This is a genomic window from Corallococcus sp. AB032C (genome assembly GCF_003668935.1).
In the GTDB taxonomy this organism is placed as follows: domain Bacteria; phylum Myxococcota; class Myxococcia; order Myxococcales; family Myxococcaceae; genus Corallococcus; species Corallococcus exiguus.
On record NZ_RAWP01000020.1, the window covers coordinates 56,801 to 71,370 of the forward strand.

14 protein-coding genes are annotated in these 14,570 nt (G+C 69.9%); 2 read left to right on the forward strand and 12 right to left on the reverse strand.

The genetic code is table 11. From position 1 onward, the window contains the following. Window position 1 precedes the first annotated feature (1 nt). From D7X99_RS11670 to D7X99_RS11700, 7 genes are all read right to left on the reverse strand, one after another. Entirely contained in the window at window positions 2–1,840 is a 1,839-nt protein-coding gene (locus D7X99_RS11670; RefSeq protein WP_121777841.1) for a GspE/PulE family protein, read from the reverse strand. Beyond that, complete coding sequence (locus D7X99_RS11675; RefSeq protein WP_121777842.1) at window positions 1,837–3,594, reverse strand: MYXO-CTERM sorting domain-containing protein; 1,758 nt, start codon at window positions 3,592–3,594, stop codon at window positions 1,837–1,839. The genes D7X99_RS11670 and D7X99_RS11675 overlap by 4 nt, the downstream gene beginning before the upstream one ends. Window positions 3,595–3,667: 73 nt before the next feature. Beyond that, window positions 3,668–4,429, reverse strand: a complete 762-nt coding sequence (locus tag D7X99_RS11680) for a uroporphyrinogen-III synthase (protein ID WP_121777843.1) — start codon at window positions 4,427–4,429, stop codon at window positions 3,668–3,670. Between the two features lie 11 nt (window positions 4,430–4,440). After that, the gene (gene hemC / locus D7X99_RS11685; protein WP_121777844.1) at window positions 4,441–5,382 is read right to left on the reverse strand and encodes a hydroxymethylbilane synthase; all 942 of its coding nucleotides are present in this window, start codon (window positions 5,380–5,382) and stop codon (window positions 4,441–4,443) included. Continuing rightward, complete coding sequence (gene hemA, locus D7X99_RS11690; protein ID WP_121777845.1) at window positions 5,379–6,728, reverse strand: glutamyl-tRNA reductase; 1,350 nt, start codon at window positions 6,726–6,728, stop codon at window positions 5,379–5,381. Before hemA ends, hemC begins: the two co-directional genes overlap by 4 nt. A 2-nt stretch (window positions 6,729–6,730) precedes the next feature. Next, a complete protein-coding gene (locus D7X99_RS11695; protein ID WP_121777846.1) occupies window positions 6,731–7,543 on the reverse strand; it encodes an inner membrane protein YpjD in 813 nt (270 codons plus the stop codon). Between the two features lie 55 nt (window positions 7,544–7,598). Continuing rightward, window positions 7,599–7,961, reverse strand: coding sequence for a hypothetical protein (locus D7X99_RS11700; RefSeq protein ID WP_233613305.1), 363 nt, complete (start codon window positions 7,959–7,961; stop codon window positions 7,599–7,601). A 179-nt stretch (window positions 7,962–8,140) separates the two neighbouring features. Between D7X99_RS11700 and trxA the strand changes: the two genes are divergently transcribed. Next, on the forward strand, window positions 8,141–8,467 hold the full coding sequence (trxA, locus tag D7X99_RS11705) for a thioredoxin (protein WP_121777848.1): 327 nt from the start codon (window positions 8,141–8,143) through the stop codon (window positions 8,465–8,467). Between the two features lie 439 nt (window positions 8,468–8,906). Next, window positions 8,907–9,248: a hypothetical protein gene (locus D7X99_RS11710; protein WP_121777849.1), complete on the forward strand. Its 342-nt coding sequence runs from the start codon at window positions 8,907–8,909 to the stop codon at window positions 9,246–9,248. 16 nt (window positions 9,249–9,264) lie between these two features. Here the strand turns inward: D7X99_RS11710 and D7X99_RS11715 are convergent, their stop codons facing one another. From D7X99_RS11715 to mreC, 5 genes are read right to left on the reverse strand one after another with little or no spacing between them, the layout of a single operon-like run. Beyond that, complete coding sequence (locus D7X99_RS11715) at window positions 9,265–9,906, reverse strand: PilZ domain-containing protein (RefSeq protein WP_121777850.1); 642 nt, start codon at window positions 9,904–9,906, stop codon at window positions 9,265–9,267. An 18-nt stretch (window positions 9,907–9,924) separates the two neighbouring features. Then, complete coding sequence (rodA, locus tag D7X99_RS11720) at window positions 9,925–11,052, reverse strand: rod shape-determining protein RodA (protein ID WP_169825988.1); 1,128 nt, start codon at window positions 11,050–11,052, stop codon at window positions 9,925–9,927. A 7-nt stretch (window positions 11,053–11,059) separates the two neighbouring features. Then, a complete protein-coding gene (gene mrdA, locus D7X99_RS11725; RefSeq protein WP_121777851.1) occupies window positions 11,060–13,120 on the reverse strand; it encodes a penicillin-binding protein 2 in 2,061 nt (686 codons plus the stop codon). Further along, entirely contained in the window at window positions 13,117–13,617 is a 501-nt protein-coding gene (locus D7X99_RS11730) for a hypothetical protein (RefSeq protein ID WP_121777852.1), read from the reverse strand. Before D7X99_RS11730 ends, mrdA begins: the two co-directional genes overlap by 4 nt. Next, window positions 13,614–14,480 carry a rod shape-determining protein MreC gene (gene mreC / locus D7X99_RS11735; protein WP_120574926.1) on the reverse strand — a complete coding sequence of 289 codons (867 nt, stop codon included), beginning with the start codon at window positions 14,478–14,480 and terminating at the stop codon, window positions 13,614–13,616. The genes D7X99_RS11730 and mreC overlap by 4 nt, the downstream gene beginning before the upstream one ends. Window positions 14,481–14,570: the final 90 nt, after the last annotated feature.

Genomic DNA, 14,570 nt, shown 5'->3' on the forward strand with positions numbered 1-14,570 from the left:
TCTAGAAGGCGGACGTCATCCGCACCACCTCGTCGAAGGCGGTGAGGCCCTGCGCCAGCTTGCGCACGGCGGCCTCGCGCAGCGTGCGCATGCCACCGCGGCGCGCCGCCTGTACCAGGTGCTCGTAGGGCGCCTCGCGGGCGATGAGCTCACGCACCTCCCGGTTCGTGGAGACGATTTCGAAGACGCCGGTGCGGCCGGAGAAGCCTGTGCCGCGGCAGCGCACGCACCCCGCGCCCTTGGACAGCTTCACGCCGCCGGGCAACAGCGGCAGCGGCGCATCGAGTGCCAGCAGTTCGTCCGGCGTGAGCACCGCGTCCTCCGCGCAGTGCACGCAGACGCGGCGCAGCAGGCGCTGGGCCATGACCCCCAGCAGGCTCTGAGCGAGGAGGAAGGCCGGCACGCCCAGGTCCTTCATGCGCGCCACCGCGCCCAGCGCGTCGTTGGTGTGCAGCGTGGAGAGCACCAGGTGGCCGGTGAGCGCGGCTTGAATCGCGTTCTCCGCCGTCTCCGCGTCGCGGATTTCGCCCACCATGATGACGTCCGGGTCCTGGCGCAGGATGTGGCGCAGCGCCCCCGCGAAATCCAGGCCCACCTTGGGCTGCACCTGCACCTGGTTGAAGGTGTCCCACACCATTTCGATAGGGTCTTCAATCGTGGTGACGTTGACGTCCGGCCCCGCCACCGCCTTGAGCGCGGAGTAGAGCGTCGTCGTCTTGCCGCTGCCCGTGGGGCCCGTCACCAGGATGAGGCCGTGGGGTTGATCAATCCACGACTCGAAGTGGCCCTTCTCGTCCGGGTCGAAACCCAGCTGGGCGATGTCCTGCACCAGCGTCTCCGGGTCGAAGATACGGATGACCACCTTCTCGCCGAACGCGGTGGGCAGCGTGGAGACGCGGAGCTCCACCTCGCGGCCGTCGCGCTCCGTCTTGATGCGGCCGTCCTGGGGGCGGCGCTTCTCTGAGATGTCGATGCGCGACAGCATCTTCACGCGCGACACGATGGGCGGGTGCACCTGCGCGGGCAGCGTGTAGACGGGGTGCAGCACACCGTCGATGCGCAGGCGCACCACGGCGGTGGCCCGCTTCGGTTCGATGTGGATGTCCGACGCGCGATTGTCGAACGCGTAGCGCAGCAGGTAGTCCACCGCCTGCACCACCGGCCGGTCGGACGCCTCCAGCTCCTGCGTGCCGCTGAGCGACACCAGCTGCTCGAAGTTGGCGATCTGCGCGTTCGCGCCACTGAAGTCGTCCGCGGCCTGGGCCAGCGTCTTCTTGAAGCCGTAGATGTCCGCGATGGAGCGCAGGATGTCCGTCTTCGCGGACAGCACGGGCTCCACCGGCTCGCCGGTGAGCCGGTGGAAGGACTCGAAGAGCTCGCGGTCGAAGGGGTTGGCCACCGCCACGCGCAGCCGCCCCTGTTCGGTGCGCTCCAGGGGCAGCAGCACGTGCTTCTGCGCGTAGGGCCGGGACACCGTGCGGGTGGCCAGCGCCATGTCCATCTTCAGCGGATCCAACTTCCGGTAGGCCAGCCCCGCGGCGCGCGCGGCGGCCTCCGTGACGCGGTCCTCGTCCAGCACGCCCCGCCCCCCCGGCGCCGGAATCTGGAAGGCCGCGACCAGCTCCACGGGCGACACGTCATAGCGGGCCGCGTCCTTGCCCGTTCCGCCCTGCGCCTTGATGACGCGGGCGCGCGCGGCGGGCTCTCGCGCCAGGACCTCCTGCGCCTGCTGCGGTGTCAGCAGGCGCTGGGCGACCAGGGCCTCCAGCAGGAAGCCGAGGGTGAAATCCGTGGCGCCGCGCGAGGGGCCGCTGCTTCCGGGGGGAGCCGCCTGGGTCACACGTTCCTCCTTCTGCGGGTGGCCAGGAGCAACACCCCGAGCCCCACGAGGAATGCCGCGGAGGAGGGGCCACTCTGGCAGCCGCAACCGCCGGGGTCGTTGTTCGTGCCGCCCGTGCCGCCGTCCACCGGCGGGGGCGGCGGCGTGCCACCGTCACTGCACAGGGTGCAGGTGCCGCCGTCCGTCTTCACGTACGGGTCGTAGCACTGGCCGCCATTGCCGCAGTACAGGCCGTTGGGGCAGTCCTGGTTGGTGCGGCAGGGGGCGATGCAGGCGGTCCCCTCCTGGAAGGGCACGCACTGGAGCGGCGAGGAGCAGGTGCCCGTGCCGCAGTCGCGGAAGCAGAAGCGGTCCTCGCCGGTGCCCGCCGAGCGGCAGGTGCTGCCGGGGCCGCACGTGCAGGCGGCCACCGAGCACGGCTCCGCGCACACGCCCTGCGGGTTGCCGTTGAGCTTCAGGCACTGCTGGTTGAAGCCGCACTCCGAATCCTGGAGGCACGGGTCGCCGACGCTGCGCGTGCCCGTCAGCTGCTGCACGCAGGCGTGGTCGCACGAGCGGCAGGCGTAGTTGGAGCCGCAGTCGTTGTTGGTGGAGCAGTCGGCGACGCACACGTCGCCCCCGCCGTTGGGCAGCGTGTTGCAGGTATAGCCGTCACGACAGTCACCCTTGCCCGGGCGGCAGTTCTTCAGACAGCGCTTGCCCACGGAGCCCACGGATGCGCACGTGGAGCCGGTGGGGCAGTCCGCGTTGGCGACGCAGGACTCCGTGCAGTAGCCGTCCTTCCAGGCCGGGAAGGCGGGGGTCTTGTCCGCGTCCGTGAGGCAGCGCGAATCCGCCGCGCCGCACGAGGAGGCGCTGGCGCAGGGGTTGCCCACCTTGGTGCCCGTGCCAATCGCCTCCGGCAGACAGGCGAACTGCGAGCCGGCGATGAGCGTGGACGCGCGGCACTGGTAGGGGTCCGGGCAGGCTCCGGGCGCACCGGACGGGCACGCCTTGGAGCAGATCTTCATCGAGTTGCCGCTGGTGGTGGACTGGGTCGTGACACAGGTGAGCCCCGCGGAGCACGCGGTGGTGTCACAGGGCGAGCCCACCGCTCCCGTCTGGGGGTAGCGCTGACAGAACGCGCCCCGGTCATAGGACGACAGGGTGCGCCGCTGCACGCCCGTCTCCTGCGCGAAGTACATCACCGAGTCCGGGTATTCATACGTGCTGCCCAGGCCCAGGCAGTGGCCCACCTCGCGCATCACCGCCGTCTGGATGTCCATGAAGCCCACGGGCGTGGGGGTGAACGTGGTGAACTTGTAGCGCACGGCGTTGAGGAAGATGTCGCACTGGTAGACGTTGCCGCCGTGGCTCAGCGGCACCGCGACGGACACGCTCGTCTCGTTGAGCACGTCCTTGTACTGGGTGCTGAGCGGGTCGGTGACCCAGATGGCGGCGACGCTGAAGCCGTCCAGCCGGTCGTTCACGTCCGGGATGGGGACGATGGTGGAGCGGCCCTTGTACGTGAAGGCGGGCCACGCGCAGTCCACGTCCTGCCAGGCCTGGAAGGACTTCTTCACCGCGTCTTCCACCAGCGAGATGTCATTGCCCGCCGGCTGGTTGTTGCGCGCATCCACGTAGTACGGGAACGGGTCCTGGCTGTTGTTGAGCACCCAGTGATCCAGGAACTGGTAGCCCCCCTGGGCCTGCGCCGTCGTGGCCAGCGCCAGCAGTCCAAGGAGGAAGACACTCCGCTGCGTCCCACGCATCATCACCCGCACCTCGTCACGTCACGTCCGCACGGGGCGCTCCGACTGGGCGCCCGGACGTCACCGGGCGCGCAGTCTACCCGTGAACGGCGCGAACGGTGGCATCCACCAGCGCTTCGGGCGTGGGACGCTCGGCCACGGCGGCCACGGGGATTCCCAGCTGCGTCAGCGCGGTCGCCGTGGTGGGGCCAATGGCCACCACCTTCGCGGAGGCCAGCGGCTCACGGCCCACCCCCTCCACGAAGGCCTCCGCGGTGCGCGGCGAAGCAAAGAGCACCACCTGGGGCGGGAACGCGGCCAGCTGGGCGAGCGCCTCCGGGTCGACGGCGGCCGGCGCGCTGCGATAGGCCGTCACGCGCGTGACACGCACGCCCAGGTCGCGCAGGCCGTCCTCCAGCTCCCGCCGCCCCTCCTCCGCCGCGGGCAGGAGCACGTCGTCCTCCGGCCCCAGCACGTCGCGCAGGGCGGTGAAGAGCGCCGCGCCGGTGCCCTCGTGGGGTTCGGCCTCCACCTTCAGGCCAAAGCCCTCCACGGCCCTCGCGGTGCGCGGCCCCACGGCGGCCAGCTTCACGCGGGACAGCCGGTCCAACGTGCCGGCGAGCCGCAGGGCCTCCAGGAAGGACTCCACGGCGAAGGGGCTGGCGAACACCACCCAGTGGTAGCGCTGCACGTGCTCCGCGGCGGACGCGAGCGGGCGCGGGTCCTCCGGCGGATGCAGCTCCAACAGCGGCAGGCTGAGGACCTCCGCGCCCTCGTCCTCCAGGAGGAAGCACAGCTCCTCTGCCCGCTCACGGGGGCGCGTCACCAAGATTCGGATGCCATCCAGTCGCCGGTCCACGGGCTGGCACTCTAGGCGCGGGACGCGCCTTCGCGGCGGCCGAAATCGCGCAGGATGTCTCCCGCCCCGCGCGAAAGGAGCTCGTCCGCGAGCGATTCGCCCAGCCGCTCCGCTTCCGGTACGGGCCCCTTCACCTCGCCCCGCACCACCAGCGAACCGTCCGGCCGGCCCACCAGTCCGCGCAGGTACACCTGGCCGTCCTCCACCGTCGCGTGGCCGGCCAGCGGCACGGTGCAGCCGCCCTCCAGCTTCGCCAGGAAGGCGCGCTCGGCCCGCACGGCGTTGCGCGTGAGGGCGTCCTCCAGGGGAGCGAGCAGCGCGCGCACGTCCGCGTCCGCCTCGCGGCACTGGATGGCCAGCACGCCCTGCCCCACCGCCGGCAGGCTCTCCGCCACCGGCACCACCTGGGTGATGTGGTGGTCCAATCCCAGGCGCTTGAGCCCCGCCGCCGCCAGCATCGCGCCCGCGAGCTGCAAATCGCGCGTCTTCTGCAGGCGCGTCTGCACGTTGCCGCGCAGGGAGACGATCTCCAGGTCCGGCCGGCGCGCGCGCAGGATGCAGCTGCGCCGCAGCGACGACGTGCCCACCTTCGCGCCCGCGGGCAGCATCGCCAGCGTGTGCCCGTCCGGGCTGCAGAATGCGTCGCGCGGGTCCTCGCGCGCCGGCACCGCCGCCAGGATGAGCCCTTCCGGGAACACCGACGTCATGTCCTTGAGGCTGTGCACCGCCACGTCCGCGCGGCCGTCGAGCAGGGCCTGCTCAATCTCCTTCACGAACAGGCCCTTGCCGCCCACCGCGGACAGCGGCGCGGACAGGAAGCGGTCGCCCTCGGTGGTCATCTTCACCAGGGTGACCTCCAGGCCGGGGTTGCGCCCGGTGAGGAGCGAGGCCACGTGATTCGCCTGCCACAGCGCCAGCGGGCTCTCCCGCGTCGCGATGCGCACCGTCTTCATCGCCGGCTCCCGGTGGCCACCACGGTGTTGCGCGCCTCCTGCGGAGGTGCGGCGGATTCTGCGGAGTCTTCCGGAGCGATGGCGGCGGCCTCTGCCTCCGTGAGGCCGAACAGCTCCGCGGCGGCGCCCGCCAGCCGGTTGCCCTCACCCTGCGGCCCCACGGCGCGCAGGCGCGCGGTAGGCTCATGCAACAACTTGTTCACGATGGCTCGCCCCATGGCCTCGATGCTCTTCTTCTGCTTGTCGGTGAGCCCGTCGCCCAGGCCCAGCAGCGTGCGCTCCACCTCCGCGCGGGCAATGGCTTCCGCGCGCTGACGCAGGCGCGCCAGCACGGGCATGCCGTCGCGCAGCGCGCGCTCCCGGGCGAAGCGCGCCACCTCCTGCGCCACCAGCCCGCCCGCCTTGTGCGCCTCTTCCGCGCGCGCGGCGGTGTTGTCCGCGACGAACTTCTGGATGTCGTCCACGTCGTACGCGTGCACCCAGTCCAACGTCCCCACCGCCGGGTCGATGTCTCGCGGCACCGCCAGGTCCACCATGAACAGCGGCCGTCCCTTGCGCGCCTTGCCCAGCGCGCCGACATTTTCGCGCGTGAAGATGGGCACCGGCGACGCGGTGCTCGTCACCACCACGTCCGCGGCGCCGAGCAGTGTGAAGAGCTCCTCGTAGGGCTTCGCCACACCGCCCACCTCCGCCACCAACGCCTCCGCTCGTGCGAGCGTGCGGTTGGTCACGATGAGCTTCCCGGCGCCCGCGTTCTTCAGGTGCCGCGCCGCCAGCTCACCCATCTCCCCCGCGCCCACCACCAGGACGGTCTTGTCCTTGAGCCCGTCGAACACCTTGCTCGCAAGCTGCACGGCCGCGGACGCCATGGACGTCGCCGCGCGCCCCACCGCCGTCTCCGTGCGCACGCGCTTGGCGCAACCGAACGCCGCCGCGCACGCACGCGTCAACTCACCGCGCACCGCGCCCGCGCCCTGGCCGCGCTCGAAGGCGTCCTTCACCTGCCCCAGAATCTGCGCCTCGCCCAGCACCATGGAGTCCAGGCTGGACGCCACGCGGAACAGGTGCACGAGCGCCGCCTCGCCCTGGTGCTCGTACAGGTGCTCCAGCGCCTCCGCGCCGCCCAGCGAGTGCAGCGTCTCCCGCGCGCGCTCCCGCGCCAGCTCCGCGCTGGGGGCCGCCAGGTACACCTCCACGCGGTTGCACGTGGACACCCAGAGCGCCTCCACGGGCGATTGCGCCAGCCGCTGCAACACTTCCGTCTGCCGGGCTTCAGGCAATGCCAGCCGCTCGCGGACGCCCAGGGGCGCGGTGCGGTGTGACACGCCGATACAGATGAATTCCATGGCTACGGCATCCCCGGGCCAGCGGCGGACAGGTCGTAGGACGACAGGAAGGAGACCAGCACCAGGCAGAAGCCGGCCATGGTGAGCAGCGCCACCCGCCGGCCACGCCAGCCGGCGAAGATGCGCGCGTTGACGAGCGCGGCGAACACGCCCCAGGCGACGAACGTCGCCACGTGCTTGGCTTCGAGCGCCCAGGCGAGCCCCCGCAGCGTGGTGGTGAATAGGGCGCCGGTCGCCAGCGTGAGCGACAGCGCGATGAACCCCCACACCACGAGCCGCCGGTTGAGCGTGTCCAGGAACTCCAGGGACGGCAGCCGGGAGAAGAGCAGCCCGAAGTGCTTGGCCTTCACCTCCCGCTCCATCAGCAGGTACATGACGCCCACCCCCGCCGCCACGCCAAAGGCCGTCATGCCCAGGAGCGCGATGGTGACATGCACCGGCAACAGCGGCTGGCGCACCGCGTCCGGCAGCGGCGTGGACCCGCCGTGCAGCAGCATCCCGATGAGCAGCACCGCCACCGCCAGCGGCGTGAGGAACGCGCCAATGACGGGCTTGCGGTAGCGCACATCCAGCGCAAGGAAGAGCGCCAGCAGCAGGAAGGCGAAGGTGGACATGCCCTGCGCGGGGCCCACCAACCGGCCCCCCTGCGCGCTCAGAAGATCAATGAGCGCAACGCAATGCATCAGCAGCCCGGTCCCCACCAGCACCCGGCCAGTGACGGCGAGCACCTGGGACTGGCGGACCAGGAAGGCGAGGTAGACGAGCGCAGCCAGGCCGTAGGCGTGGCAGGCGAGCGAGACGAGCGTATGGCTCATGGCGGCAGGCTCATAACCCCGGCCGAGGAGGCATTCAGTCCTGCCTCAGCCCGTTTTACATTTTATTGAGAATGAAGGCCGCCAGCAGGTCGGTCTCCGAATTGGGCTTGCGCTCGGCGGCGGGCGCACCCACCTCCGCGACATAACCCGGAACGACTTCGTAAGCGGAGTCCCCGACCAGGATGGAGTCGGCCATCTGTTCGGCGCCCAGCCGGCCGAGCTGCTCCTCGGTCTTCACCCGGGATACCAGTTGGTGCGTGTCCTCCCCGGACACCAGCTGCACCACGTGAACGGCGGGTGTGAGCGGCCAGGTGCTCCCACCTTCGGCGGCGACCACCAGTCGGCCCTCGCGCAGGTCTGCTTTGTCCTCCAGCGCCCACTCCTCGAGCTGGGCCTGGGACAGGAAGAGCTTCGTCACGCCCCCCAGACTACACCACCCTCTTGCCGGGCGGGCCTGGAAATGGGGTGCAACCTCCGGCCAGATGCGGCATCCGTTCCACCGGAAGCGGCCCGGCCTTCCCGCCCCCCCCCCGAGGCACCCGCCGGACGCGAAGCTCAGGACGTATCCTACTCAAGCAGTAGACACGAGGTGACGACATGGCTGGCGACGTGATCAACATCGGTGATTCGGACTTCCAGAAGCAGGTCCTGGATTCGCAACAACCCGTGCTCGTGGACTTCTGGGCCACCTGGTGCGCGCCCTGCCGCGCCATCGCGCCCTCCGTGGAGGCGCTGTCCGCCCAGTACAAGGGACAGGTGACGTTCGCGAAGATGGACATCGACGCGAACCAGGACACGCCCCAGAAGTATGGCATCCGCTCCATCCCCACCCTGTTGCTCTTCAAGGGCGGCAAGGTCGTGGAGCAGATTGTCGGCGCGGTGCCGAAGTCGCGCATCGAGGACGTCGTGAAGAAGAATCTCTGAGCCCGTGTGTTCCCGGTGACGGGCCCGCGCTTCGCGCTCCGTCTCCTTCGTCCCCTCCCACCCATGGCGCCGCTGGCTCTCACCGCCAGACTCCGCGCCCGGTGAGAGGGGACGCTGCGTCTGGCCTCCCAACCAGACACCCCGGCGTGACATGGCTCCCGGTTCGATATGTCTGTAGAAAGACAACTCACCGCGACGGTAAGGGCTTTCACGTACCGGGTGCAGGTTGCCCCCTGACGCAGACATTTCTCTGCCCTTGAGACAAACGCCCGACAGGGACGGCTGGACGATCCTCCCGTCGTGTTTTGTTCAACAGACATTGAAATTGCATTACGAGTCAAACACGACCCCAACATGTCTTGTTGACAGAGTTCGCCACAACAGACAGAAGTCGCGAGTACACGCCTGTCTTGATTGGCGAGTTTCTACAGGAGTTTTCATGGCACGCCTTCGCAAAGAATTGACCTCGCAAGCACCGCTGACCCCTGCCCTGACGTCCTGGGCGGAGGCCCTGGGTGATGCCATCGGCCGCGGCATGCTGCGCGCGCTGAACACGGGAATGCCGGGCATGGGCTCCGTCGCGCCGTCGCCGGGCAATGGCGCGGTGATGGCGGGTCGCCGCCGCGGCCGTCCCCCCAAGACGGTGGCGGGCGGGCCGGTGCCCATGGACCGCCGCTGCACGGTGAGTGGTTGCACCCGCGAGCAGCGCTCCAAGGGTCTGTGTTCCGCGCACTACCAGGCCGAGCGCCGCAGGCAGATCGCCACCGGCAAGCCCGCCTGAACCCCGGACCGGGGGCCTACTCGCCGCGCCAGGGGTCTCCGGGCGTGGTGGCCTTGAGCAGCTCCCAGGCCGCCATCACGTCGATGACCCGCTCCAGCTCATTGGGCAGGGAGCGGGCGCGCTGGGACTTGAGGTAGTCCTCCGTGAAGGCCCTCAGGCGCATGCCCAGGAAGAGCCGGGCGAGCGCCACCTCCGTCTGACCTGAGAAGTCCAGGAAGCGCAGGGCGAACCCGCTGCGGCCCTCATCCTCCGGGCCACGCTCCTCCCGCACAATCTCCGCGCGAGCCTCCACGGGGGCGGCCCCCTCCTCCAGCGCGAAGCGCGCGTGCACCACCGAGCCCATGGGCAGGAAGAAGGTGCTCGCGAGGAAGGCGCCGCTGACGCTCACGTTCACGGACGTGAGCCCGGCGGAGAAGCGCCGTCCACCCGCGTCGTCCTCCATCCAGAGGTCGAAGTGCGTGGCCAGCTGCGCGCGAGGGAAGTGCCGATGCTCCGGCTCCCCCTGGTTCATTTCGATTCGGGGCACCGCGCCGGGCAGGGGCACGTTGCGTGAAGCACCCACCGGCGGAACCAACGGCCGGGGTGCCTGCGTGTCCTCCGGCCCGCGGACCGCCGTGCCGGCCTTCACCGTCGTCACACCCTTCCTCTGCACCACCATCGGAAGCCTCCGCGGCCGTCAGAACATGTGACGGCGCATGCTGATGTTCACCAGCAGCCCGATGCACAACATCACCGACAGCATCGAGGAGCCGCCGTAGCTCATGAGGGGTAGCGTGATACCCGTCACCGGCAACAGTCCAATGACCATGCCGATGTTTTCGAACACCTGCCAGAAAAGTGTGGCCACCACCCCCACCGCGACGAACGCTCCAAAACGGTCTCGTGCACTGAATCCCACGCCCAGTCCGAGAATGAAGATGCCGCCGTAGAGCACGAGCAACAGGAGACAAGAGAAGAAGCCGTGCTCCTCGGCCCACACGGAGAAGATGAAATCCGTGTGCTGTTCCGGCAGGAAGCGCAGACCTGTCTGGGTTCCCTCACGCCAGCCCTTGCCGGTGAGGCCCCCGGAGCCCACGGCAATCTTGGATTGCGCGGCGTGATAGCCGCTGCCGCGCAGGTCCGCTTCCGGGTCCAACCACCCGGAGATGCGCTGGCTCTGGTGTTTCTTGAGGTAGTGGCGCACGACGGTGCTGCGAGGCTCGGGCATCTCCCGGACGTAGTCGTTCCAGATGATGAGGCCGCCCACCAGCACGCCCGCCACGATGGTGGCGGCCAGGTACCAGCGCACCTTGCCGAAGAGGATGACGGTGCCGGAGGACAGGAAGATCATCAGCGCGGTGCCCAGGTCCGGCTGCACCAGCACCAGCGTGAAGGGCACCATCACCACCAGCACCGGCTTCCACAGCCGCACGATGCCGTAGGACGGCTGATTGGGCTGGAAGTCGTCGTGGTAGACCTTGGCCAGCATCAACACGACGCCAATCTTCATGAACTCGGCGGGCTGCAGGCGGAACGGGCCAATGACGAACCAGCTCTCCGCGCCCTTGGCCGTATGCCCCACCAGCCGCAACGCCAGCAGCGCCAGGATGTTGAGCACGTAGATGGGGAAGGCCATCCGCTGAATCCAGCGGTAGTCCACCAGGCACACCATCAGCACCGCGCCCAGGCCCACGCCCAGGTAGAGCGCCTGGCTGGTCCACACCGGCGCCATGGGGGGCCGGGACGCGGACGCCAGGTTCCAGATGCCCAGCGCGCACACGCCCAGCACGCACACGACGAGCCCCCACGGCACGTGGGGCATCATCCGGCGCTCAATCCGCAGTTGCACTGTCGTCTCCGGTTTCCGAGGGCGGCTGGATGGGCTCTCCCGGCAGGTTCACCCGCGGCGGAGGCACCACGGCGCGGGTGAGCGAGGCTTCATCCAGGCTGGGCGCCGGCGGCAACGACGGCGTGTAGGGCTGGTTGGCGCGGGGCGGCGGTGACGTCGCGTCCTGCGCCTTCAATTCGAAGTACTTCTTCATCACGGCCAGCGCCGTGGGCGCCGCGTCCACGCCGCCGTGGCCGCCGTGCTCGTTGAGCACCACCACGGCCAGCTCCGGCTTGTTCGCGGGGGCGAAGCCGGCGAACCACGCGTGGTCGCGCTCGAAGTAGCTCATCTGGTGAGTCTTCAGACGCACGGCGCCGATGCGCGCCACCTGCGCGGTGCCCGTCTTGGCCGCCACCAGGAAATCCGCGGGCAGGCCCGACTTGAGCTTCGCGCGGTACGCGGTGCCGCCGGGCTCCTGCGCCACCGCCTCCAGGCCCTCCACGATGGCCTTCAGGTGCGCGGGGTTGATGTCCGTCTGCGACACCACCTCCGGCTTGAACTCCTCCATCACCTGCCCGTCCAGGTTCTCCAGCCGCTGCACCATCTGCGGCTTGTAGAGCTTCCCGCCGTTGGCCACGGCCGCGTACACCAGCGCCAGCTGCAGGGGCGTCACGTTGTCGTCGCCCTGCCCGATGGCGCTGTTGAGCGCCATGCCCTTGGTGTAGCCGCCCGGCGAGGCTTTGTCGTGGTACGCGCTGGACGGCATGATGCCCGGCACCTCCGCCACCACGCCGATGCCGGTGGGGCGGCCCAGGCCCAGCGACTTGCCCATCTCCGCGATGGGGTCCAGTCCGATGGTGTCCGCCACCTTGTAGAACCACGCGTCGCACGACGCCTTCATGGCGCCCCGGCCGTCCAGGGGCCCGTGGCCGCTGTCCTTGTGGCAGCGCCACACGCGCGCGCCCAGCCGGTAGCCGCCGGAGCAGTGCACCACCGTCTCCGGCCGGAACGCGCCGGACTTGAAGGCCGCCAGCTGCGTCACGACCTTGAACGTGGACCCCGGGCTGTAGTGCTCCGCGGCCACGCGGTTGATCATCGGGTGGAGCGGGTCCCTCGCCAGCGTGGCCATCTGCGACGGCGTCACGCGGCCCGTCAGGAGATTCGGGTCGAAGCCGGGGCGGGACACCAGCGCCTTGATGAAGCCGGTGTTCACGTCGATGGCCACCACCGCGCCCGTCACGCCCGGGAACGAGCGCTCCGCCTCCTCCTGCAGGCGCATGTCGATGGAGAGCACCACGTTGCTGCCGGCCGTGGGAGGAATGACGGCGTTCTCCCCCAGCTTGTCGTTGAGCTCTTCAATCGTCTGGCCGCGCGCGTTCACCACTTCCTTGCGCACGCCGTCATGCCCGCGCAGCTTGGACTCGAAGTAGCGCTCCAGGCCGCGCCGGCCGATGTAGTCCCCCAGCGCGTACTTCGCGCCGTCCCCGTTGAGGCGCTCCAGCTCCTCCTGGGTGATTTCGTTCATGTAGCCCAGCACGTGCGACAGCACCGTGTCCGCGCGGTAGTTGCGGTGCGGCACGGGCACCACCTCCACGCCGTCCAGGATGTCGCGCCGGGCGTTGAGCCGGTCGTACTCGTCGCGCGTCAGGTCCACGCGCACCGGCACCGGCTGGAAGGGCGCGTTGCGGCGGCTCGAGCGGACCAGGTCCTCGATCTTCTTGCGCTGCTCGGGATCCCACTGGAGCAGCTCGCCCAGGCGGGGAATCACCTGCTCGAAGCAGTCCGTGCAGAAGGCCGGCGTGACGAAGGCGTCGAACGACGGACGGCTGTCCACCAGGATGGTGCCACGCGCGTCCTTGATGACGCCGCGGTCGGCGCGCAGGCGCACCTCCTTCACGAAGTTCGCCACGCTCTTGGCGGCGTACTCCTCATGGCGGATGAGCTGGAGCCGGTACAGCTGGATGGCCAGCGCCACCATGCCCAGCGACATGGCCAGGCCCAGCCACAGGAAGCGGCGCTTCAGGTCCCGGCCCGGAGTGGTGTTGCCAATGGTCGGAGGCGTCAACGGAGCAACCCCGCCGGGCGCTCCTGCGCCACTTCAAACCGCTTGAGCAGTGGGAAGAGCAACAGGGCCGCCACGCCCGTGAGCGCCAGCTGCACCGGCATGACGGAGAGCAGCGGCGCCGTGGAGCCGTCCTTCAGCGTGAGCCAGGTGAAGAACGTGGACAAGAGGCCGTGCCCCAGGTCCGCGCCCATGGCGAACAGCGCGAAGGCCACGGGCCCTCGCACGTCCACGAACGACGCCACCAGACGGCCCACCAGGAAGGTGAACACGGCGAGGAACGTGAACAGGCCCGTGGGCTGGCCGCTCATCAGGTCCAGCAGGTAGCCCACCGCGAAGGCGGAGCACGCCCCCTCGGTGAGGCTCGCCCGGAGCGCGAGGAAGGCCACCAGCACCACCGTGACGTCCACGCGGCCCAGCACCAGCCCTGCCTGCTGGACGAACACGGACTCCAGCGTGAGCAGCACCAGCGCCAGGATGATGGTCACCAGGAACTTCATTTCTGCGTGCCCTCCGTGGAGGCCCCGCCGGTGGCGGTCATCTCACTGTACGGACTGCCCACCACCAAGACCTCCTCCAGCCGGCTGGTGTCCACCGCGGGAGTGATGTCCGCGCCCTGGAACATGCCGTGCTCCTTCTTCTCCAGCTGCGTCACCCGCCCCACCACCAGCCCCGGAGGATAGATGCCGTCCGTGCCGGAGGTGATGATGAGGTCGCCGTCCTCCACGTCCTCCGTGCGCAGCATGTTCTCCAGCGTCAGGGGGCCGCTGCCCGCGCCCGCCGCCGTGCCTCGAGCCCGGGAGCGCTGCACCCGCACCGCCACCCGGCTCTGGGGATCCGTCACCAGCGCCACGTCCGCGTAGCCGCCCGTGGACCGGATGACCTGCCCGACAATCCCGTCCGGCGTCACCACCGACATGCCCCGGAACACCCCGTCCTTCTCCCCGCTGCTGATCCGCACCGACAGGAGCTTGGCCACCGGATTGACGCCCACCACCCGCGCCGGAATCTCCGGCCCGGGCACGGCCTCCGCGTACGCCAGCAGCTTCCGCAGCCGCCCGTTCTCCGAGCGCGCCTCGCCCAGGGCCTGCACCGTCGCCCGCAGCTGCAGGTTCTCCAGCCGCAGCGCGTCATTGTCCTGACGGACGCCGCGCAGGTCCAGGTAGTTGCGGACCGCGGCCACGGCGCCGTCGATGCCGGCGGTGAGTCCCTGCTGCACGGGGGCCGTGAGCGCGATGACGCCCCGGTCGACGAAGTTCGGGTCGCGGCCCCGCCGCCCGCCCAGCAGGAAGGCGCCGAGCGGGTACAGGAGGAGGGCGGCTACGAGGAGGAAGCGGCGGTACCGCTTGAGAAGAGACAGCAAGGACGGGGGCTTTCCCGGGGTGGGCGGAGGACGCGGATGGAAGGGGGAGAGGGTCGGGCTAAGCTGGCTGAATCGCTTGCATTTTCCGGT

Excerpts from the sequence above, each read along its gene's own strand:
- D7X99_RS11675 (WP_121777842.1), bottom strand. The coding sequence starts at position 3,594 with ATGATGCGTGGGACGCAGCGGAGTGTCTTCCTCCTTGGACTGCTGGCG.
- hemC (WP_121777844.1), bottom strand. The coding sequence starts at position 5,382 with ATGAAGACGGTGCGCATCGCGACGCGGGAGAGCCCGCTGGCGCTGTGG.
- hemA (WP_121777845.1), bottom strand. The coding sequence starts at position 6,728 with ATGGAATTCATCTGTATCGGCGTGTCACACCGCACCGCGCCCCTGGGC.
- D7X99_RS11695 (WP_121777846.1), bottom strand. The coding sequence starts at position 7,543 with ATGAGCCATACGCTCGTCTCGCTCGCCTGCCACGCCTACGGCCTGGCT.
- trxA (WP_121777848.1), top strand. The coding sequence starts at position 8,141 with ATGGCTGGCGACGTGATCAACATCGGTGATTCGGACTTCCAGAAGCAG.
- D7X99_RS11710 (WP_121777849.1), top strand. The coding sequence starts at position 8,907 with ATGGCACGCCTTCGCAAAGAATTGACCTCGCAAGCACCGCTGACCCCT.
- D7X99_RS11715 (WP_121777850.1), bottom strand. The coding sequence starts at position 9,906 with ATGGTGGTGCAGAGGAAGGGTGTGACGACGGTGAAGGCCGGCACGGCG.
- rodA (WP_169825988.1), bottom strand. The coding sequence starts at position 11,052 with ATGATGCCCCACGTGCCGTGGGGGCTCGTCGTGTGCGTGCTGGGCGTG.
- D7X99_RS11730 (WP_121777852.1), bottom strand. The coding sequence starts at position 13,617 with ATGAAGTTCCTGGTGACCATCATCCTGGCGCTGGTGCTGCTCACGCTG.